This is a genomic window from Sphingopyxis sp. GW821-FHT12C06, from assembly GCF_058807415.1.
On sequence record NZ_JBXAQR010000001.1, the window covers coordinates 69,221 to 90,615 of the forward strand.

General features: G+C 62.7%; 20 protein-coding genes. 14 read left to right on the top strand and 6 right to left on the bottom strand.

Features of this window, described 5'->3' with window-relative positions:
- Nucleotides 1–3 precede the first annotated feature (3 nt).
- Genes AC1RRJ_RS00260 through AC1RRJ_RS00275 form a run of 4 tightly spaced genes read right to left on the bottom strand, consistent with a single transcriptional unit; the run spans nt 4 to nt 3,462 of the window.
- The gene (locus AC1RRJ_RS00260) at nt 4–918 is read right to left on the bottom strand and encodes a polysaccharide deacetylase family protein (RefSeq protein WP_493119694.1); all 915 of its coding nucleotides are present in this window, start codon (nt 916–918) and stop codon (nt 4–6) included.
- A complete protein-coding gene (locus tag AC1RRJ_RS00265; RefSeq protein WP_493119695.1) occupies nt 918–1,844 on the bottom strand; it encodes a polysaccharide deacetylase family protein in 927 nt (308 codons plus the stop codon). The genes AC1RRJ_RS00260 and AC1RRJ_RS00265 overlap by 1 nt, the downstream gene beginning before the upstream one ends.
- Entirely contained in the window at nt 1,841–2,524 is a 684-nt protein-coding gene (locus AC1RRJ_RS00270) for an isochorismatase family protein (protein ID WP_493119696.1), read from the bottom strand. The genes AC1RRJ_RS00265 and AC1RRJ_RS00270 overlap by 4 nt, the downstream gene beginning before the upstream one ends.
- The gene (locus AC1RRJ_RS00275) at nt 2,521–3,462 is read right to left on the bottom strand and encodes a hydroxymethylglutaryl-CoA lyase (RefSeq protein ID WP_493120670.1); all 942 of its coding nucleotides are present in this window, start codon (nt 3,460–3,462) and stop codon (nt 2,521–2,523) included. Before AC1RRJ_RS00275 ends, AC1RRJ_RS00270 begins: the two co-directional genes overlap by 4 nt.
- 94 nt (nt 3,463–3,556) lie before the next feature.
- On the opposite strand from AC1RRJ_RS00275, the gene AC1RRJ_RS00280 reads away from it, so the two are divergent.
- From AC1RRJ_RS00280 to AC1RRJ_RS00340, 13 genes are all read left to right on the top strand, one after another.
- On the top strand, nt 3,557–4,750 hold the full coding sequence (locus tag AC1RRJ_RS00280; RefSeq protein WP_493119697.1) for a CaiB/BaiF CoA transferase family protein: 1,194 nt from the start codon (nt 3,557–3,559) through the stop codon (nt 4,748–4,750).
- Nucleotides 4,751–4,772: 22 nt separating this feature from the next.
- Nucleotides 4,773–6,182: a 3-isopropylmalate dehydratase large subunit gene (gene leuC / locus AC1RRJ_RS00285; protein ID WP_493119698.1), complete on the top strand. Its 1,410-nt coding sequence runs from the start codon at nt 4,773–4,775 to the stop codon at nt 6,180–6,182.
- On the top strand, nt 6,182–6,805 hold the full coding sequence (gene leuD / locus AC1RRJ_RS00290) for a 3-isopropylmalate dehydratase small subunit (protein ID WP_493119699.1): 624 nt from the start codon (nt 6,182–6,184) through the stop codon (nt 6,803–6,805). Before leuC ends, leuD begins: the two co-directional genes overlap by 1 nt.
- Nucleotides 6,806–6,954: 149 nt before the next feature.
- Nucleotides 6,955–8,058: a class I SAM-dependent methyltransferase gene (locus AC1RRJ_RS00295; protein WP_493119700.1), complete on the top strand. Its 1,104-nt coding sequence runs from the start codon at nt 6,955–6,957 to the stop codon at nt 8,056–8,058.
- Nucleotides 8,055–8,399, top strand: coding sequence for a hypothetical protein (locus tag AC1RRJ_RS00300; protein WP_493119701.1), 345 nt, complete (start codon nt 8,055–8,057; stop codon nt 8,397–8,399). Before AC1RRJ_RS00295 ends, AC1RRJ_RS00300 begins: the two co-directional genes overlap by 4 nt.
- A 94-nt stretch (nt 8,400–8,493) precedes the next feature.
- A complete protein-coding gene (locus AC1RRJ_RS00305) occupies nt 8,494–9,186 on the top strand; it encodes an SDR family oxidoreductase (RefSeq protein ID WP_493119702.1) in 693 nt (230 codons plus the stop codon).
- 165 nt (nt 9,187–9,351) lie between these two features.
- Complete coding sequence (locus AC1RRJ_RS00310; protein WP_493119703.1) at nt 9,352–9,873, top strand: flavin reductase family protein; 522 nt, start codon at nt 9,352–9,354, stop codon at nt 9,871–9,873.
- Nucleotides 9,874–9,895: 22 nt separating this feature from the next.
- Entirely contained in the window at nt 9,896–10,813 is a 918-nt protein-coding gene (locus AC1RRJ_RS00315; protein WP_493119704.1) for an ABC transporter permease, read from the top strand.
- Complete coding sequence (locus AC1RRJ_RS00320; RefSeq protein WP_493119705.1) at nt 10,813–11,721, top strand: ABC transporter permease; 909 nt, start codon at nt 10,813–10,815, stop codon at nt 11,719–11,721. The genes AC1RRJ_RS00315 and AC1RRJ_RS00320 overlap by 1 nt, the downstream gene beginning before the upstream one ends.
- The gene (locus tag AC1RRJ_RS00325; protein ID WP_493119706.1) at nt 11,696–12,700 is read left to right on the top strand and encodes an ABC transporter ATP-binding protein; all 1,005 of its coding nucleotides are present in this window, start codon (nt 11,696–11,698) and stop codon (nt 12,698–12,700) included. Before AC1RRJ_RS00320 ends, AC1RRJ_RS00325 begins: the two co-directional genes overlap by 26 nt.
- Nucleotides 12,697–13,734, top strand: coding sequence for an ABC transporter ATP-binding protein (locus AC1RRJ_RS00330; protein ID WP_493119707.1), 1,038 nt, complete (start codon nt 12,697–12,699; stop codon nt 13,732–13,734). The genes AC1RRJ_RS00325 and AC1RRJ_RS00330 overlap by 4 nt, the downstream gene beginning before the upstream one ends.
- Entirely contained in the window at nt 13,713–14,906 is a 1,194-nt protein-coding gene (locus AC1RRJ_RS00335) for an FAD-dependent oxidoreductase (RefSeq protein ID WP_493119708.1), read from the top strand. The genes AC1RRJ_RS00330 and AC1RRJ_RS00335 overlap by 22 nt, the downstream gene beginning before the upstream one ends.
- A 75-nt stretch (nt 14,907–14,981) precedes the next feature.
- Nucleotides 14,982–15,758, top strand: a complete 777-nt coding sequence (locus tag AC1RRJ_RS00340; RefSeq protein WP_493119709.1) for a maleate cis-trans isomerase family protein — start codon at nt 14,982–14,984, stop codon at nt 15,756–15,758.
- Between the two features lie 60 nt (nt 15,759–15,818).
- Here the strand turns inward: AC1RRJ_RS00340 and AC1RRJ_RS00345 are convergent, their stop codons facing one another.
- The gene (locus tag AC1RRJ_RS00345; RefSeq protein WP_493119710.1) at nt 15,819–16,586 is read right to left on the bottom strand and encodes a GntR family transcriptional regulator; all 768 of its coding nucleotides are present in this window, start codon (nt 16,584–16,586) and stop codon (nt 15,819–15,821) included.
- Between the two features lie 202 nt (nt 16,587–16,788).
- Between AC1RRJ_RS00345 and AC1RRJ_RS00350 the strand changes: the two genes are divergently transcribed.
- Complete coding sequence (locus tag AC1RRJ_RS00350; RefSeq protein WP_493119711.1) at nt 16,789–18,303, top strand: aldehyde dehydrogenase; 1,515 nt, start codon at nt 16,789–16,791, stop codon at nt 18,301–18,303.
- Between the two features lie 167 nt (nt 18,304–18,470).
- Here the strand turns inward: AC1RRJ_RS00350 and AC1RRJ_RS00355 are convergent, their stop codons facing one another.
- Complete coding sequence (locus AC1RRJ_RS00355) at nt 18,471–20,672, bottom strand: TonB-dependent receptor (protein ID WP_493119712.1); 2,202 nt, start codon at nt 20,670–20,672, stop codon at nt 18,471–18,473.
- Between the last annotated feature and the right edge of the window lie 723 nt (nt 20,673–21,395).

Consider the following 21,395-nt stretch of genomic DNA (forward strand, 5'->3'; position numbering starts at 1 on the left):
CGCTCAGCGCCGACAGGCGTCGACAATCTCGCCCGTGCGCGCGAACCAGGTGCCGGGCTGAGCGGCAAGCCAGGCGAGGCAGCGTTCGAGCGCGTCGATGCGATAGGGCAGGCCCATGATATAGGGGGTCAGGTGCAGCGGCAGCACGCGCCCGCCATAGCGATCGACCTCGCCGTCGATCCAGCGATACGCATCCTCGATCTGCCCGGCATAGCTGTCGGCCGACTGTTGCTGGACGGTGATGATCTGGCGATCCGAAAGCTCGTGGTTGAGCGGGAAGTTCATGATCGGGCCGGCTTCGGTATCAAAACGACAGGGCAGCTCGTCATTGACCCAATCGGCCATGTAAGCGACGCCCGCTTCTTTCAGCAGCCGCGGTGTGTTCCAGCTCTGCGATCGCGCGATCGAGTGCCAGCCGCGCGGCCTGATGCCCGAAATACGTTCGAGCGTGTCGAGCGACGATGCGATCAGTGCGCGTTCGTCCGCTTCGGGAAGCCCGGTCGCGATCGTGCCGTTCATGTCGGTCGAATGCGCGACGATCTCATGCCCTGCAGCGACGATATCGTGAATGACGATCGGGTAACGTTCGGCGATCGCGGCATTGACCGCGATGCTGGCGGGGGTCCCGAGTTTCGCGAACAGGTCGAGCAAGCGGTAGAAACCCACGCGCGTCCCATATTCGCGCGCCGTATAGTGACGATAGTCGGGATAGCTTGTCTGCATATGCCCCGGCGCGCGAAAGGGCGTGTCGGTTGGGGTGATCGGGAACCATTCGAGGCTGACGAAGAGCGCGACCGCGACACGCTTGCCGCCAAAATCGAGCGGCGGGCGATCGAACAGGTTGGACCAGGGATAATATGCATGGTCCATGCCGTGGCGGCGGTGCGGATATTCCAGATAGGCGGGATCGAGCGACATCAGCGCGCCTCCGTGCGGTAGCGCGCGGCATGGGCCACGGCGCGGTCGTAATCATGGGCAAGGAAATGGTCGGCGACGTCGCCCGACCGGGTGATCCAGGCGCGTCCGTCGGCGGCGATATGTTTCAGCACCTCCTCGAAGGCGCCGATCCGGTGGGGCTGGCCGATCAGATAGGCGTGGAGCGGAATGCACATCACCGTGCCCGATTCGGCGCCTTCCGCCGCCAGCCGCTCATATTGGCGGATCAGCGTGTCGGCATATTCGCGCGGGCTCATATTATAGACGAAGAAGCCATAATGGTCGTTGACCTCGATGCTGTAGGGCATCGAAATAAGCTTGCCCGAGCGGACATGCACCGGCTGCGGCTGGTCATCATGATAAAGGTCGCAGGTGTAGGTCAGCCCATATTCGGCGATCAGGTCGAGCGTGCGCGGCGTGTGGGTGAGAGCGGGGGCGAGCCAGCCCTTGATCGTCTGACCGGTCGCATCGCGCACGGTGCGGATCGAATCCGCGATGATCGCGCGCTCCTGCGCCTCGTCCATCCCGTAGCTGTAGCGCGTGTTGTAGATGCCGTGGCTGAAGAATTCCCAGCCGCGCGCATTGGCATCGGCGACGATTTCCGGATGGTGCTGGCACATCGCGACCGAGAGGGACACCGACCCCGGGAAGCCGTGCTTCGACATCATTTCGGCCAGTCGGCAATGGCCGACACGATTGCCATAATCGCGGTGCCCATAGCCGACGACATCGGGATGCGGTTTGGGCCAGCTCTTGCGGTGCGGATTGGCGGGTGGGTCGATCTCGTAAAATTCTATGTTGGGCGACACCCACACCGCGACCGTCTTGCCGTCCGGCCATTCGATCTTCGGCCGGTTTCTCCACGGGTTGAAATTATAGAGGCCGGGATCGGCGGCGCCTTCGTTCATGCGCGCGCCTCCAGCCAGTCGATCACCGCCTGCACGGGTTCGACATCGGCATATTTCAGCTGAAGGTCGGTGAGGTTGGCGAAATGATAGCTTTCATGCTTGTCGGCGCAGGTCTCGATGGGGACGATGGTGCGATAGCCGTGCGACAGCGCATCGACCGCGGTCGCGCGCACGCAGCCCGAGGTGCTGCCGCCGGTGATCACGACCGTATCGACCTTGTGCCAGACCAGATAGCTGGCGAGATGCGTTTCGAAAAAGGCCGAGGGCATGCGTTTCGCATAGACTGCGTCGACCGCATGATCGATTTCGCAGCGTTCGTCGAAATCATATCGATCACTGCCGATCTTGATATTCTGCAGGCTGTCGGGCGTGTTGGTGCGCGTGCCCCAGACCCCGGCGTCGGCGCCATTGCCCATATAGCCGACATGGGTCCAGACGACCGGCATGTCCCGCGCGCGTGCCAGCCGCGAGATGGTGTTCGCATATTCGATCTGGCGCGGATCACTTTCATAGGCGGTCTTATATTTGTCGATCTGCGTATAGGCGTTCTGGAAATCGACATTCACGATCGCCAGCTTGCGCCCGAATCCGAATTTGCTGCGGGCCGGATTGGCGATCACATCTTCGAATATCTGACGTGCGGTCCGGTTGTCGGACAGCATTTTTGTTCCAACCGTCATGCGGATACTCCTTGAACTGCCTGGCCGAAACCGAGCGGGAGGCCGGCGTCGGGAAGGAAACCGTAAATTTCTTCGCCGGGAAGCGAATCGGTCAGGATGGTGCGGACATGCATCAGTTTTTCGAGGTCGATTCCGGTGCGCAGCCCCATGGCTTCGAGCATGAAGACCAGATCCTCGGTGACGATGTTGCCGCTCGCACCCGGTGCGAAAGGACAGCCGCCGAGCCCGCCAAGCGAGCTGTCGAGCGTCGTCAATCCGGCGTCCAGCGCGGCGAGTGCATTGGCGAGCCCGAGCCCGCGTGTGTTGTGGAGATGGATGCCGGTCAGTGCTGCGTCGCCGACGACGCCGCGTACCAGCGCGATCAGCCGCTTGACCGCGGCGGGATCGGCATAGCCTGTCGTGTCGGACAAGCCGACCTCATCGCATCCGGCGGCCATCAGCGCTTCGGCCAGCCGCGCTATCTGCGCGTCGGCGATCGCGCCTTCCAGCGTACAGCCGAAGGCCGTTGAAAGGCTGCCTTCGAAATGCGGGCGCTGCCCCTCGGGCGCGGCGCATATCAACGCGGCGATTTCCTTCGCCTCGTCCAGCACCTGCGCGTGGGTGCGGCGCAAATTGGCCATGCTGTGCGTTTCCGAAACCGAAAGCGGCAAGGTCAGCTTGTCCGCGCCGGCCTGAATCGCGGCGGCGGCACCCTTTGCGTTGGGAACAAGCACGGCAACGGTGAGATTCGGAATCGTCTTTGCAAAGGCGACAATTTCTGCCGTGTCGGCCAGCTGGGGCAGCAGCTTCGCCGGAACAAAACTCCCGACCTCGATTTCGCGCACCCCGGCCGCAGCCTCGGCCGCGATCCAGGCCTTTTTCGCATCGGTCGGCATCGTCGCCGCAATGCTTTGCAGCCCGTCGCGGGGCCCCACTTCGCTCACCAGAATATCCATCATCACCGCACCGCATCTTGCATTGTTACCATAACGTTATATAAACATACCAAGATGAGAACCGCAAGTCGATACGACCTGCAGGGGGTGGAGAAAAATGATGGAACAAGATGTGCGGCCGCTCGCGGGGCTCAAGGTGATCGAATTCACCCATATGGTGATGGGGCCGTCCATCGGCGTCATATTGGGCGATCTGGGCGCCGATGTGATCAAGGTGGAGCCTCTGGGGGGCGATCAGACCCGCCGGCTTCTGGGCTCGGGCGCGGGCTATTTTCCGATGTTCAACCGCAACAAGCGCAGCATCTGCCTTGACCTGAAAAGCGAGGATGGCCTCGCCGTCGCGCGCCGTCTGGTCGATGGCGCCGACATCATGGTGGAAAATTTCCGGCCCGGTACGCTCGATCGTCTGGGTCTCGGCTATGAGGCGCTGTCGCAGACCAACCCGTCGCTGATCCATTGTTCGGCCAAGGGTTTTCTGGCCGGCCCCTATGAACGGCGCACCGCGCTCGACGAAGTGACCCAGATGATGGGCGGGCTCGCCTATATGACGGGTCCGCCGGGGCGGCCGCTCCGCGCCGGCGCCTCGGTGATCGACATCACCGGCGGCATGTTCGGCGTGATCGGCATCCTTGCCGCGCTTGAGCAGCGCCATCGCAGCGGGCGAGGGGCGTCGGTGAAATGTTCGCTCTTCGAAACCACGGCATTTATGGTCGGCCAGCATATGGCGCAGCAGGCGGTCACCGGAACGGCGGCGCAGCCGATGCCCAACCGGATTTCGGCCTGGGCGATTTACGACGTCTTCGAAACGCGCAACGAGGGCGAGCAGCTTTTCGTCGGTGTGGTGAGCGACGGCCAGTGGAAATCGCTGTGCGAAGCCTTTGCGCTCGAGGATCTCGCCGCCGATCCGGACCTGGCACTCAACAACCAGCGTGTGCTGGCGCGCGACCGCATCTTGCCGCGCGTGCGGGCGCTCTTCGGCGCAATGGAGCGCGACGCGCTGATCGAACGGCTTGAGGCGCTTGGCCTCCCGTTCGCGCCCATCGCGCGGCCCGACGAACTGTTCGACGATCCGCATCTGAACGCCGCCGGAGGTCTTCTCGAGGTCCGGATTCCGGGCGGCGCAACGACGAAGCTGCCGGCGCTTCCGATCGAGTTTGATGGCGGCAGGCCCGGCTTGCAACACGACATCCCCGCGGTCGGGGGCGATGGCGACGCGATTCTGGAAGCACTCGGCTTCACGCCCGAGGAGATTGGCCGGCTGACGCGTGCGCCCGCCGACATTGAAGCCTGATTGGCAAGGACGGGAAAGACGCATGGCACGCACAATTTTCGAGAAGATCTGGTCGAGGCACGAGGTGTCCGATCTGGGCGGCGGCACCGGGTTGCTGCTCGTCGACCGCATATTGCTGCACGAGCGCACCGGCGGCGTTGCCCTCAAAAGTCTCGCGGCGGCGGGGCGGGAGGTGCTCGATCCGGCGCATGTCTTCGCGACGATGGACCATGTCGTCGACACGCGTCCCGGTCGCACCGACGTCACCACCATGCCTGCCGGCACCGCGTTCATCACCGAGACCCGTGCCGCCGTCAACGCAGCGGGCATTCGCCTGTTCGATCTTGGGGATCCCGCGCAGGGCATCGTCCACGTCATTTCGCCCGAGCTCGGGATCGTGCTGCCGGGGACGACCCTCGTTTGCGCCGACAGCCATACCTGCAGCCAGGGTGCCATGGGCGCGCTCGCCTGGGGGATCGGCTCGACCGAAGCCGAACATGCACTGGCAACCACGACGCTGCGGGTGAAGAAGCCCCTGACGATGCGGGTGACGATCAACGGGTGCCTGGCCCCCGGCGTCACCGCCAAGGACCTTGCGCTGCATCTGCTCGGGCGCTTCGGTTCGCGCGGCGCGCGCGGACATGTCGTCGAATATGCCGGCGAAGCGGTGCGCGCGCTGGACGTCGAAGCCCGGCTGACGCTGTGCAATATGGCCACGGAATTCGCGGCCTTTTCGGCGTTGATCGCTCCCGATGAGATTGTGTTCGACTATCTGAAGGGGAGGCCCTTCGCGCCGTCGGGCGCCGCGTGGGACGCGGCGCTGGATTGGTGGCGCACGCTCGCGAGCGACGAAGGCGCATGTTTCGATGCCGAACTGGTGGTCGATGCGGCGGATGTGGCGCCGATGGTGACATGGGGAACCAGCCCCCAGCATGCCGTGCCGATCGACGATGTGGTCCCGCAGCATGATGCGGTTGCGGATCGCGATACGCGCGAAAGCTATGATCGCGCGCTCGCCTATATGGGGCTTGCGGCGGGGCAGCGCCTTGACGGGCTCGAAATCGATGCGGCCTTCATCGGCTCCTGCACCAACAGCCGCATTTCCGACCTCCGTCGGGCCGCTGCGATCCTCAAGGGACGCGCCGTGGCGCCGGGGGTAAAGGCAATCTGCGTGCCCGGTTCGACGGCGGTCAAGGCGCAGGCCGAAGCCGAGGGGATCGACCGGATATTCCTCGACGCGGGTTTCGAATGGCGCGAGGCGGGCTGCTCGATGTGCTTCTTTGCCGGCGGGGAAAGTTTCGGCGCCGGACAGCGCGTCGTCACATCGACCAACCGCAATTTCGAGAGTCGCCAGGGGCCGGGTACGCGCTCGCACCTCGCTTCTCCGGAAACCGTGGCGGCCGCAGCCATTGCAGGGCGCCTCTCCGATCCCCGAAAACTGGAGCCCCGCTGATGGAAGCTTTCACGCAACTGCAGGCCGTCGCCATGCCGCTGCTTCGCGACAATATCGATACCGATGCGATCATTCCCTCGCGCGAGATGACGTCGGTTTCCAAGCGGGGACTGGCGGGCGGCCTTTTCGCCGGCTGGCGCTATGTGGCGATCGGTAGCCGCGAACCCGATCCGGATTTCGTGCTCAACGACCCCGCCTATGGCGGAGCGCGCATCCTGATCGGCGGTGCCAATTTCGGTTGTGGTTCGAGCCGCGAACATGCGGCATGGGCGCTCGCGGAATTTGGCTTTCGTGCGATCATTGCCCCGTCGTTCAACCCGATTTTTCGCGGCAATTGCGTGCGCAACGCGATCCTGCCCGTCGAACTGCCCGATGCCGAGATCGCGGCGCTCGCTGCCGAAGTGTCCGCGGACCCGCAGGCGCGTCCTGTTTCGATCGATCTGCCCGAACAGCGACTCATGAGCGCGCTCGGGAAGACATATTCCTTTTCGATCGACGAGGAGGCGAAGGAAATGCTCGTTGCCGGCCTCGATGCCATCGATCTGACGCTTCTGCGCCGCGACGAGATATCGGCATTTCGTTCGAAAGATAAGGCCGATTTCCCATGGGCTTATCTGGCCTGATCGAACCGGATCAGGTGCCTTTCGCGATCGGCTTTGCCAGTAGCATGTATCCATAATATCATGATGACATAACATATATTTCTTGCTAGTCAGGAATCTCAAAGCTGAAAGGAATCGCCGTGACTGAACCGCGCCCGCTCCCCCATGCCATGTCCGCCCGCCCCGATGCCGAGGAACAATCCCGGCTCGACTTCGCCATCACGCTGAAGAGCATCTTGCGCGATCCGGTCAAATCGGCGCTGCCCGATATCTATCAGAAGCATGTGGAGCCCGAGTGGAAGCGGCAACATGGCCGTTCGCCCGAAACCTGGCGCGAGGTCGCCGATGCGATGGGGGGCGATCGTTCCTATCGCTGGTGGAGTGCGCTGGCCCGCGCGCAGCAGGAATTTTATGTCGATGTGACCGCGACCGTGTGCGATCGCCAGCTGCCCGATTTGATCGAGCGCTATCGCAGTTTTGCCAAGGCGCCCCAGCATGGCACGTTGACGCTGGATTCTGCGGTGCAAATTCCCGCATATCAGTCGTCGGTCGACATCCACTGCGTTCCGGGCTCCTATTTTCTCGAACGCACCGAGGACGATGTCTGGGCGGGCGCGCGCTCGGACCTCGGCAGTTTTGTCTTCATCATGGGGCGCACCGGTAAATTGTGCGACGACAAGGGGCTTGCCGGATCGGCATTTCTCAAGAGCCGTTTTCCCGATTTCGCGCCGAAGAAGATTCTCGATATGGGGTGCACGGTCGGCATGTCGACGCTGCCCTATGGCCGTGAATTTCCCGATTCCGAACTCCATGCTATCGACCTCTCGGCACCCGCGCTGCGTTTCGCCCATGCGCGCGCCGAGGCGCTGGGCCAAGCCGTTCATTTCCGTCAGGCCAATGCCGAGGCGACCCCTTATGAGGACGAGAGCTTCGATCTGATCGTATCGCATATCCTGCTTCACGAGAGCTCGCGCAAAGGGTTGCAGAATATCCTGACCGAGAGCTACCGGCTGCTGCGTCCGGGCGGTGTCATGCTGCATGTCGAGGTTCCGATCCGCCGCAAGGATCCGTTCGACCAGTTCCTGTGGAACTGGGATGCGACAAACAACAACGAGCCTTTCTGGTCGACGCTCGCGGAAATGGATCTGATCGAACCCGCCTTGAAGGCCGGCTTCCCGGCGGATGCCGTTTTCGAAACCGAAATTCCCACACAATATTTCAAGGAGGGTGGCTGGCTCGCCTTCGGCGCCCGCAAACCCGGAGGAGAGCAATGATGACCGCGCCCCTTCCCAAAGCGTCAAAGGGTGAGCGCCCCTTCATGCTCGACGACCCCGATAGCGAGCGGCTGCTGACCATGATCGTCGCCCTGATGGGGGAGGCGAGCGTGCTGCACGACCAGGTGGACACGTTGACGCGGCTGATCGTCGAGCGCGGCGTCGCCAGCCTCGACGATATCCGTCACTATCAGCCCGACGATGCCGCGATGGCGGAGCGAGCGGCACGCCGCAAGGGCCTTGTCGAACGGGTCATGCGGATCATCATTGCCGACAATGAGCGCGCGCAGCGCGACGAGACTCCCTATGCCGATGTGCTGTCCATGGTCCAGGCCGCTTAGGAAGCTCTTTGGATCCGGGGGGCGGGTCGAGCGACCGGCCCCCCGGTCCGTTTTCCAGTGATAGCGCCCGTCCTGCGGCGGGCGGGAGAAATTTATGGCATCGGTGCTGGTGACCGGGGCAAGCCGCGGTATCGGGTTCGAACTGGTTCGCCTCTATGCGGAGCTGGGGTGGCGGGTATACGCGACGTGCCGCACGCCCGAGCGCAGCGACGCCCTCGCGGCGCTGGCCCGGCAACATGATCTGGTGTCGGTGCACCGGCTCGATGTGACCTGTCATGCCGCGATCGATGCGCTGGCCGCGGAACTGGCCGGTGACGCGCTGGATGTGCTCGTCAACAATGCGGGGATCGGCGCGGGTGGCGCGGCGATTGGCGCTTTCGACTATGACCTGTTTTCCGGCCTGTTCGCGACCAACGTCTTCGGACCGGCGAAAATGGTCGAGGCGTTCCTGCCGCACGTCGAAGCCGGCGCAATGCGCAAGATCGTGGCCATTTCGAGTTCGCTCGGTTCCATCACGACCGCGAAGGGCGGCAACTATCTCTATCGAACGAGCAAGAGCGCGCTCAACATGCTGATGCGATCGATGGCGCATGATCTTGTCGATCGCGGCATCATCCTGACTTTGTTGAGTCCGGGCATGGTCGATACCGATTTCATGCGCGGAACGCGGATGCCCAAGATCGCGCCCGACGTGAGCGCTCACGGCTTGATCGAGACGATCGAGCGCCTGTCGTCCGACGATGCGGGACGCTTCATTCGCTACAATGGCGATGTCGTGCCCTGGTAGGGCGGAAAAGCGCCAGTGCAGCGGGGTGTAGGGGCTCGCACCATGAGCCGAACCTTTCGCGCCACACAAAATGCGCACATTTTTTAATTATCATGTTGTCATGAAAGCATGACATATATAGAGCCTGTACGCAGCCGGGCAAAGGAGCGACCCTTGGGAGAAGCGATGAACAATGGGAGGAGGCTGCCGGCGCTGGACCAGGCGTTGTTGCGGCGTGTCTGCGGTACCTACGCCACGGGCGTTGCGATCGTCAGCGTGACGCGCGCCGACGGCAAGCCGTGCGGACTGACCGTCAATTCCTTCACATCGGTGTCGCTCGACCCGCCGCTCGTCCTGTGGAGCCTGCGCAGCGCTTCCCCCAGCTTGCACCATTTCGATGGAGACGGGCCTTTTGCCATCAATATCCTCGCCGAGCATCAGAACGAGCTCGCGCTCAAATTCGCCCGTCCTGCGGGCGACAAGTTCGAGGGTGTCGCGCTTGCGACGGGGGCATCGGGCGCGCCGGTGATCGGGGGCGGCATCGCGCATCTCGAATGCCGGCCATATAGCCGCATGGAGGCGGGCGACCATATTGTCTTCGTCTGGGAGGTGGTGGCGGTCAGCCAGTCGGAAGCGGATGCGCCGCTGGCATTTTTCGGCGGCAGATTTCATGGTCTGACGCCGCTCAACGAGACGAGGGCCAGCTGATGCAGGCGGGAAGGTGCATGCCATGCTTCGCTTGATTGCCCGTCGATTGCTTGTTGCGATCCCGACGATCTTTGTGATCATCTGCATATCGTTTCTGATCATCAAGCTCGCCCCTGGCGGCCCGTTCGATGCAGAAGCCGATATCGATCCCGCGATCCGGGCCAATCTCGAGGCGGCTTATCACCTCGACAAGCCGGTCCTGACGCAGTTCGGTATGTATCTGCAGAATCTGGCGCAGGGTAATCTTGGCCAGTCCTTCGTGTTTCGCGACCGCGACGTATCCGATATTATCGCGCAGGGCGTGCCGGTCAGCGCCACGCTTGCCATTTGCACCATCCTCGTCGGTCTCATCGGCGGCGTCAGCATCGGCCTCCTGGCGGCGCTGCGCCAGAACAGCGCGGCCGATTATGGTGTGATGACGGTCGCGATGGCCGGGATTGCGATACCGACTTTTGTCACCGCGCCGGCGATGGTGCTGGTCTTCGGTCTCTATCTTGGCCTCTTGCCCATCTCGGGATGGGGCGGCGGCGATCCCAGGCATATCATCTTGCCCGTCGCCGCGCTGGCTTTGCCCAAGATTGGCGTGATGGCGCGGATCACGCGCGGGGGCATGCTCGACGTGCTGCGCGCTAACCATGTGCGCACCGCGCGTTCGAAGGGACTGCCGGAGCGCAAGGTCATCTGGCGCCATGCGCTGCGGTCGGGGCTGACGCCCGTCGTCAGCTATATCGGCCCGGCGGTCGCGGCTGTCATGACGGGTTCGGTCGTCGTCGAGCAGATTTTCGGTCTGCCCGGGATAGGCCGCTCCTTCGCCGAGGGCGCGATCAACCGCGACTATCCCGTCATCATGGGCATCACGATCCTCTACGCCGGCGTCATCATGGTGATGAACCTGCTGGTCGATATCGCCTATCATTTTCTCGATCCGAGGGTGGACTGATGCAGCCGGCAACCATCGATTTTCCGGAGCCGGGCGACGCTCTCGCGGCCGAGGCAGTTCCGCCCGGCCAGTCGCCCCGGCGCAAGGCGTTCAACCGTTTTTGTCGCAACCGCGCGGCGATGGCGGGCATTATCCTGCTCGCGGCGATGGCGCTGTCGTCCATGATCGTACCGATGTTCGACGCGGGCGCGTTCGAGCGGGTCAACTGGACCGCGATCCTGCAACCGCCCTCGGCCGAATATCTGTTCGGAACCGACACCAATGGCCGCGATCTGTTCGTGCGGACCTTCTACGCCGGCCGCATCTCGCTCGCTATCGGTGTGCTCGCAACCTCGGTGGCGGTGGTGATCGGCGTCATCTATGGCGCCACATCGGGTTTTCTCGGCGGGAAGGTGGATGCGGTCATGATGCGCATCTGCGACGTCATCTATGCGCTGCCGACGCTGTTCTTCATCATCATTCTCGTGACGGTGCTCGGTTCGAAGAACATCCTGATCATCTTTTGCTGCATCGGCGCGGTCGAATGGCTGACCATCGCCCGCATCGTCCGCGGGCAGACATTGTCGGTGAAAAAGAAGGAATATGTGGAAGCCGCGCGTGCGATCGGCCTTTCGACACCGCAGATTCTCTGGCGCTACATCATCCCCAACGTCACGAGCCCCGTCATCGTCTATGTCACGCTGCTCATCCCGGTGAACATCCTCATCGAAAGCTATCTGAGCTTCCTGGGGCTCGGCGTGCAGGAACCCCTGACGAGCTGGGGCCAGCTGATCTCGCAGGGGAGCGGCGACATGGAGAATGCGCCCTGGCTGCTCATTTTCCCTTCGGTCATGCTGACACTGACCCTGTTCGCATTCAACTTCATTGGTGATGGATTGCGCGATGCCCTTGACCCCCGATCCCGTTAAGGCCGTGGGCGAGCCGCCCGTCCTTGCATGCCAGGATCTCTTCGTCCGCTTCGCGGGCCCCGATGGCGAAGTCTGCGCGGTGAACGGCATCAGCCTTTCGGTCGGCAAGGGCGAGTGCCTCGGCGTTGTCGGCGAGAGCGGCTCGGGCAAGAGCCAGGCGTTTCTCGCGGTTATGGGGCTCCTTGCCGAAAACGGCCGTGCGCAGGGCCGTGTCCAGCTCGAAGGTCGCGAAATATTGAACGCGCCGCGCCCGGTGCTCGACGCGGTGCGTGGCAAGGATATGGCGTTCATCTTTCAGGATCCGATGAGCTCGCTCACGCCGTTTCTGAAGGTCGGGGACCAGATGCAGGAGGTTTTGCTCCAGCATATGGGAATGTCCGCCGCTGGCGCGCGCGAGCGCGTGCTCGAGGTTCTCGAGATGGTGCGGATCCCGGCCGCCAAGCGCCGCGTCAACCAGTATCCGCACGAGCTTTCGGGTGGCATGCGCCAGCGCGTGATGATTGCGCAGGCGCTGCTCTGCAAGCCGAAGCTGCTGATTGCCGATGAACCGACCACGGCGCTGGATGTGACCGTTCAGGCGGAGGTGCTGGACATTTTTCGCAATCTCAAGAGTCACACCGACACCTCGGTCGTGATGATCACGCACGACATGGGCGTGGTGGCGGGCCTCTGCGATCGCATTGCGGTCATGTATGCCGGCAATATCGTCGAGCAGGGCTCGGTCGACGATCTGTTCTACAAGCCCGCGCATCCCTATACGCTCGGCCTGCTGCGCTCGATCCCGACGCTCGTGGCCGACCCCGACAGCGATCTGATGGCCATTCCCGGCCAGCCACCGAACCTTCTTCGATTGCCGCCCGGTTGCCGCTTTCAGCCGCGTTGCAACAGGGCGTTGCCCGCGTGCGGGGAAGCGATGCCCGCGCTGACCGCGCACCGCCCCGGTCACGAAGCGGCCTGCCTTCTGGAGCGACTTTCATGACCGGCCCGTTGCTTTCGGTAGAGGATCTCAAGGTGCATTTCCCGGTCGAGACGGGGAAGGGCATTTTGCGGCGCGAAACGACGATGCTCAAGGCGGTCGACGGGGTCAGCTTCCAGATCCATGCGGGCGAGGCGCTGGGTGTCGTCGGTGAATCGGGCTGCGGAAAATCGACGCTCGGCCGTGCGATCGTTCAGCTCGTCAAGGCGACGAGCGGGCGCGTTGTATGGATGGGCCGGGATATGATCGGCCTGCCGGCGAAAGAGGTTTGCGCCCTCCGCCGTGAATTGCAGATCGTATTCCAGGATCCCTTGTCATCGCATAATCCGCGCATGACCGTCGGCGCGATCATCGCCGAGCCGCTGGGCATATTCTCGCCCGACCTGTCGGCCGCGGAACGCGATGCCGAGGTCGCCGCGATGATGAAAGCGGTCGGGCTCAATCCCGAATTTCGGGATCGCTATCCCCATGAACTGTCGGGCGGGCAGTGCCAGCGCGTCAGCATCGCGCGCGCGATGATCCTGCGCCCCAAGCTTGTCGTTTGCGACGAGCCGGTGAGCGCACTCGACGTGTCCACCCAGGCGCAGGTCATCAACCTCATCCGGCAACTGAAACGCGAATATGGTGTGTCGATCCTGTTTATCAGCCATGATCTGTCGGTGGTGCATCAGCTGTGCGAGCGCGTGCTCGTCATGTATCTCGGCCGGATCATGGAGATCGGCACGCGTGAAGCGATTTTCCGTGATCCGCGCCACCCCTATACGCGTGCGCTGATCGACGCGGTGCCCAATCCCGATCCGCGCCGCGAGCGCGCCAAGGAACGGCTGGCGTTGAAGGGCGAGATTCCCTCGCCGCTCGACCCGCCTTCGGGCTGTGTCTTTCGCACGCGCTGCCCGCACGCCACCACGCCCTGCCTGAAACAGGTGCCCCTGCTCGAGGATATCGGGCGGCAAAGCGTCGCCTGCCATTATTGGCGCGAACTGAGCGCGCCCACAGTCACGGAGACGCAAGCAACGTGCGCGATTCCCGCATCCTGATCGTCGGCGCAGGCCCGGTCGGCCTCGCATCCGCATTGTTCCTGACGCAACAGGGCATTCCGGTCACCGTCCTCGAAAGCGCCGCGTCGCTGCCCGAGGACATGCGCGCATCGACCTTCCATCCCCCGACGCTCGACATGGTGTCGGTCGGCGGCATCGCGGACGCGCTTGTGGCGCAGGGGCATATCGCGCGGCAGTGGCAGTATCGCCAATATGAGAGCGGTGAGAGCGCGGTGTTCGATCTCGATGTTCTCGCGGATCTCACGGCCCATCCTTATCGGCTGCAATGCGAGCAGTTCCGGCTGACGCATGCGATCGTCGACAGGCTTTCCGGCGATCCGCTTTTCGAGCTCATCTTCGATGCCGAGGTGACCGGCGTCGGGCAGGACGGCGACAGGGCCTGGGCCGAGTTGGCGGTCGACGGTGTGCCGGCCCGGATCGAAACGCGCTATCTGATCGCGGCCGATGGCGGGCGCAGCGCCATCCGCAACATCATGCAGCTTGCCTTTGAGGGAGAAACCTATCCCCGGACCTCGATCACCGCGGTCGTCGATCACGCCTTCGATGAAGAAATACCCGGCCTGTTACCGGTCAACTATCTGTGGACCGCGGACGATCATTTCAGCCTGATGCGGGTCGGAGGGAAGTGGCGGGTCGGCTTTTCCCCGCGGCCGGGGCAGTCGATCGACGACGCGGTCAGCGAAGCGGGTATGGAAGCGCGCCTTCAGGCCATCCTGCCGAAGGAGACCGGATATAAGGTGCGCCATGTCGGTGCCTATTCGGTGCATCGCCGTGTGATCGACAATTTTCGTCAGGGACGTATTCTCTTCGCGGGCGATGCCGCGCACCTCAACAGTCCCGCGGGCGGCATGGGCATGAACAGCGGCATCCACGACGCGCATGCGCTGGTCGAACATCTTGTACCGGTCGTCCGGGGCGCGGACGAAGCGCTGCTCGATCGTTATGCGCGGCGGCGGCGCACGATCGCGGTCGAGGACGTCCAGGCGCAATCGGACCGCAATCACAGGCGGCATCGCGAAAAGGATCCCGAGGCGCGCAAGCTGATCTGGGCGGACCTGCAGAAAACCGTCGGCGATCGCGGACTGATGAAGGCCTATCTCTTCCAGTCTTCGATGCTTGCCTCGATCGAGCGGGCCAGCGCGATCGCCTGAGCGGCAAAGCCAGCCACGACGGATCTTTTCGGGGAGCGCCAGCCGGCGTGCCCGTCATCAGCATGGGAGAGCAATATGATATGGAAGCAGGGCGCGCGAAGCGACGATGGCCTGGGCTGGCGCGCGAAGATCGGCGTGCTCGTTCCGGCGACCAACACCATAGCGCAGCCGGAATATGAAGCGATGCGGCCGGCCGGAGTGACGAACCATGTCACGCGCATGGCGCCCGTCGATCGCGGGGGGAGCGGCGATCTCGCGGCCTATCGGGCCAGCCTCGACCGGAGCACCGACCATATCAAGGCCGCGATCGACCTCGTCATGCCGTGCGAGCCCGACGCCTTGCTGCTCGGCCACTCGATCGACACCTTCACCGATAGCGTTGCCGCCGCCGAAGCGATGCGCGCCGAGCTGACCGAATATGCGAAGGGGGTTCCGATATTCCTGCCCTCGCTTGCCTTTCTGGCCGGACTGAAGGCGATGCATATCGGCCGGCGGATCGCCGTTCTGACCCCCTATTTTCCGCCGGGCGACGAAAAGGTGGTCCATTTCTTCACCAGCGCGGGATTCGAGATCGTCCGGCTGATCGGCATGAAATGCCCGACCCCGCTGTCGATTGCCGCGATCCCGGAGGCCGATACCGTCGATGCGTTGAAGTCGCTGGCGGCCGAGGATGTCGATGCCATTATCGAACCGGGCACCAACGCACCCGCGGCACATCTTGCCGGCGAAGCCCATCGCTGGATCGGCAAGCCCGTGATCGCGTGCAACACCGTCACTTACTGGCACGCACTCCGCAGCCTCGGCATCACCGACCGCGTTCCCGGTTTCGGCCCGTTGCTCGACCAATATTGAAATCGATGTTGGAGATCACGAGCGGGGGCCGTGGCTCTCGCTCGTCGCGGATTGCCCGCTTCAGATATGATTGATGCTGAGGCCGGTCTTGCGCGTCAGATACAGGTGATATTCAAATCGATCGGCGAGATAATAGCGGGTGCTGCGTTCGATCGGGCGCTTGCTTTCGTCGAGCAATACCAGTCTCAGGCGCACCAGCGGCGCGCCGACGGTTGTGTCGAGCACCATCGCCTTGTGGCTGTCGGCGAGGCTTGCGCCCACCAGCTGATCGGCGGCCGAAATTTCCACCCCATGCTTTTTGAGTACGGTGGCCATCGGCTGGCTCCGGATTTCGTCGGCGGTGATCCCCGGTGCGATGTCGATGGGGAAAAAGGATTGACGAAAACCCGTCGGCTTGCCGTCGACGGTCCGCACGAAGGTCACTTCGCGTACCATCGCGCCCTCATCGAGAAGGAGATCGCGACGGGTGTCCTCGTCGGCCTCGAGCTCGCGGATTTTGACATCGACGATCTTGGACGTGGCGGCCAGCTTGTTGGCCCGTTCGATGAGCTGTTCCATGTCGCCGACGCTCGGTGCTTCGAGCATGTCTTCGGAAACATAGGTGCCCTTGCCCTGGGCCCGGACGACCAGACCTTCACTGACCAGCAGGTCGAGGGCCTTTCGCGACGTGATACGCGAGACACCCAGTCGTTCGCACAATTCGCCCTCGGGCGGCAGTTTTGCACCCGGCGGATAAGTGCCGTCAAATATCCAGCCGCGCAGGATCGAATAAACCTGATGATAGCGCAAAGCCTTGATGCCACCCTGGACAACATCTGTTGTATTCACGACTTGGTTCCCATTTTTTGGACCGCGACCACCCCCCAGGCGGACCGGCGGGAAGCAATCAGATTACAAACATATATGGGGCTGTCACCGGGTCAAAGCAAGCTAAGTTGACGACATTATGTTGTAATGATAACATAACAAGAATTTCTATAAGAGGTTGTGAATTGATGCGAATGTCGAAAATGAAGGGGAGGCTGGCGCAATGACCGCGATGACGGGAAGGGCGGGTCAACATTATGCGATCCCTCCTGTGCTGACGGGGATCATGCCGGGCGGGCGAACCGACGTCGAAAGCCATATGCTGGACGTAATCAATCCGGCCACCGAGGCGATATTGACGCGGCTTCGCGAGGACACGCCCGCCGATGTCGATCGCGCCGTTCTTGCCGCGCGCCGGGCATTTGACGCGGGCCCCTGGCCACGTCTCGACACCGCGCAGCGCAGGAAGATCATCTCGGGGGCGCTGGCGCATGTGAAGAAATATGCCGACGAGCTGGCCTGGCTCGAATGTCTCGATACCGGGGTTCCGCTTCACGATATTCGCGGCAGCAAGGTGGCGCGGGCGCTGGAGAATTTCGAATTCTTCCTCGATGTGGCGGCGACCGCCAGCGGCGAGACATTTCAGCAGAACAGCAAATATCTCACCTATGTGACGCGCGAACCGGCGGGCGTTGCCGCGATCATCGCGCCGTGGAACTCGCCGATGGCCCTGGCCTCGATGCAAATCGCGCCGGCGATTGCATTCGGCAATTGCTGCGTCGTCAAGCCGTCCGAACATGCCCCGGTTTCGGTTCATCGCCTGATCGAACTTCTCGTCGAAGGCGGATTGCCGGAAGGCGTTCTCAACCTCGTCAATGGCCGGGGTGGCGTCACGGGGGCCGCGCTCGTCGCGCATCCGGGCGTCGACCTCGTCAAGTTCATCGGCGGCACGGAAACGGGCAGGCATATCATGGCGGCCGCCGCCATGGGGCTCAAGGAAGTCGGTCTCGAGCTTGGGGGCAAATCGGCGAATATCATCTTCGAGGATGCCGATATCGACACCGCGCTGGACGGCGCATTGCTCGGAATCTATTCCAACAACGGACAGCAATGTCTCGCCGGCTCGCGCATCCTCGTGCAAAAATCCATCGCGGACGATTTTATCGGACGCTTTGCCGAGCGGGCGAACCGGATCCGGGTTGGTGATCCGCTCGATCCGCGCACCGAGGTCGGGCCGCTTGCCTTTCGCGAGCATTATGAGCGTGTGCTGTCCTTCGTTCAGACGGCTGAGGCAGAGGGGGCGGAGGTTCTCGCAGGCGGACGGCGCGCGCCCGGTTTCGACAAGGGCTATTATTTCTCGCCGACCGCGGTGCGTGTCTCCAGCAACCAGGCGCAAGTCTGCCAGCAGGAAATTTTCGGCCCCTTCGCGAGCTTCCTGACCTTCGACACTGTCGAGGAGGCCATCAGCATCGCGAATGAGTCCCGATTTGGGCTGGTTGGCTATCTCTGGTCTAACGACATCCGCAAGGTCATGGCGGTCAGTCAGAGCGTGCGTGCGGGCACGATCTGGGTCAACACGCCGCTCATGCGTGACCTGCACGCGCCCTTCGGCGGCTTCGGGGAGTCGGGGATCGGCCGCGACGGTGCGCAGGCGAGCCTCGATTTCTATACCGAACAAAAAACCACGTCGATCCCTCTTCAGCCGCTAGCGCTTCGTGCGCTCGGAACGGGCGATTGAGAGAGGCGGCGCGACCGTTCTGGATGGCGCCACCAGCGTCCCATATGTCTTGAAAGCGGCGATCTCTCCCGGCTCTGGTCCGGGGCGATCATCTGTTCGATCATCGCATCACGTAAAAACAGCGAACGGGCAGGGCGGTGTTGCCGCCCTGCCCGAACGGCATTGTGTCAGTAGCTGTAGGCCAGCGAGATTCCGCATTGGCGCGGCTGGCGCGCACGCACATAATAATGCGGGTTGCCCATGAAATCGCGGGCCTCGAAAGCCGTCACAGGCGTCTTGTCATTGGTGACATTGTTGCAGAAAACCTGCGCCTTGAGCTCGTCGGACTGCAGGCCGGCGCGCAGGCGCAGTTCCTGGCGACCGGGAATATATCCGGCGTTGGCCGCATCGACATAGCGTTTCGACACGAAGGACAGGTCGGCGCGAGCGAAGAATTCGAGGCCTGCGCCCGCGATCGGCAGGGTCACTTCCCCGCCCACCGCGCCTTGATGCTTGGGCGAGAACTGGAGCTGATTGCCGCTGATTTTGCCCGTGGTGACCCCGTTGACGCATTCGAGCCGGGGCAGTGCGGTGCAATCGACGAAGCCCGCCATGCTCGATGTCGTGGCGTCGTGGTAGCGCGCATTTGTATAGGCATAGGATGCGTTCAGGTTGAGCCAGTGCGTCGGGGCATAGCCCAGCGTCAGTTCGCCGCCATCGACCTTGGATTTGGCAACATTGGTCGTGATCGTGGTGTCGGAGCCGCTGACGGGCCCGGTGGCAAAGTTGAGGATCTGCTGATTGCTCCAGTCGATGTGATAAATGGCGGCCGAAATCTGGAGCTTGCGATCGAACAAATTGGCTTTGGCCCCAAGTTCATACGCCCAGTTGCTCTCGACATCATAGGTTCGCTCGGTTTCGAGCGTCGCTTGCGGATTGAACCCGCCCGATTTGGTTCCCTTTGCGGCCGATGCGTAGAGGTTGAAATCGGGGGTGGGGTTGAAGCTCAGAATGGCGCGCGGCGTGAAATATTTGAAAGTCTTGGACTGCTCCGGTCCGACCGCAACGGCTGGCGCGGGATAATTGTCCTGGAGCGGACGCACCTGCTTTTTTTCGGCCGTGTATCGGCCTTCCAGCGCGAGGTTGATCGCGTCGGTGAAATCATATCCGGCGGACGCGTAAATCGAGCGGAAGGTGTTGCGATTGATATCCTGCTGATCGACCAGCGGCTTGCCGTCGACCGGTGCGGGGGCGATCGTCGAACCGCCGAGGACAAGCCTCGGTTCGGCGAATTTGACGAGCGAGGTGTCATTGCGTTCGTGGCTGTAATAGGCGCCGACCGTCCAGTCGAAACGGCCGGGTTTCGAGGCCTGGAGACGCAGGTCCTGGCTGAATTCATAGCGATCCTCGACGTCGCCCGATGCGGTTTGCGTATAGACGGCGGGCGGGCGCGTTGCAAAATTGGTGCCGGCCGCCGTCTGATCGAGATCGATTAATGTGCTGACATCCCGATTTTCATAACCTGTGCGCGAGACGAGCGTGACAGGACCAAAATCATAGTCGGCGAGGAGCATGGCCCGGCGGCTGGTCCGCTCGCTGCCAAAGGCGCGCGGATCGATCGCGAAGGAGGTGCTGTAATCCTCGATCGCACCGCTGACGCGGCGTCCGATCTGCACGGGACTGCGTGCGGTCGGGGCCGGCTTGCCGACCCGGCGCGGGCTCGTGTCGGGAATGACAATGACCGGGCTGTGCGAAGTCGTGTCATGGCTGTAGGCGCCCGACAGGAACAGGTTGAGGCGGTCGCCGATGCGGGCCTTGATCCCGATCCGGATCACTTGCGCATCGGTGTCGTCGAGGCGTTCGCCATTGATGCTGTTGACGAGGCCGCCACCGCTCGACGAAATGCCGCCGTCGAGACGAACCGCCAGGCGATCGTCGATGATCGGGGTCGCGGCATAGCCCGAGATTTCAAACAGGCCGTCTTCGCCATAGACGCCCTTGCCGCCGAACTCGAGTTTATCTCCGGGGCGTTTGGTGATGTAATTGATGGCGCCGGCGAAGGTGTTGCGGCCATAGAGCGCACCTTGCGGGCCGCGCACGACTTCGACGCGTTCGACGCCGACGAAGCCGATCTCGGTTCCGGTGAGGCCGGGCGAGTAAACGCCGTCGATGAACATTCCGACATTCGAGACGTCACCCGCGGTGCGGCCCAATTGCGCCTGGCCGCGAATGATCGGACGCGAGTTGGATGCCCCGGCGGCTTGCTCGAAACCCAGACCCGGTGTCATCGTCGCAAGATCGCTCAAGCTGTCGATCTGGCGGCTCTCGAGCTGGTCCGCCGTCAGGGCACTGATCGAAAGCGGCGCCTCGGTGAGCGTTTCCGCACGCAAGCGAGCGGTGACAACAATTTCCGTGGCAACCGATGGCTGCTCGTCCGATATGCTGGTTTCCTGAGGCGGCTGCGCAAGCGCATGCGCAGGAAAATGAACCGCTGATCCCAGTGCCACGACGAGAAGGCTTGTGCCGCGACTTACGCTGTATTTTCGCATGATTTCCCCATACACAAATGAAATTGTTCTGAAACTCAATGTCTCGTGCGCGCGCATATTGCCGGCGATCTTTCGGTCTCGCCCGGACGCACTGACGGCTGCCGGACGCGGCAGCGGCATGCTGACTCAAGGAAAGAAAAAGGGCGCCCGGCCTCGCGGCGATAGATGTGGCCGCCCGCCTTGCGGGCGCACATGGGCAATATTTGCCGCCTGAATCCTGGTTATGCAGCCATGGCGTCCCTCCCGGACAATTTGCAATTATCATAATTACATTATGTTGTTATATAAACATGATGTGATGTGTGCGGAAATTGTCAAGATATTTTTCATGTGCGGCGGGCGCGCGCATGCCCCGCAGGTCGGCGGCGCTGATCCGGGCGGCTGCGGACTCGGGTTCGGATCATCGGCGCGACACGCCGGCGGGCCCGGGGCGAATTGCCGCAAGGGATCCGGGTCTCATGATGTCGGGCGATGGGACCCGGGGCGCTGGCGCGATCGGCCGGGTGTTCGCATCATTTCGAATCGAATGGCACGAAATGTCTGGGCGCGCGCGCCCTGGCCTTG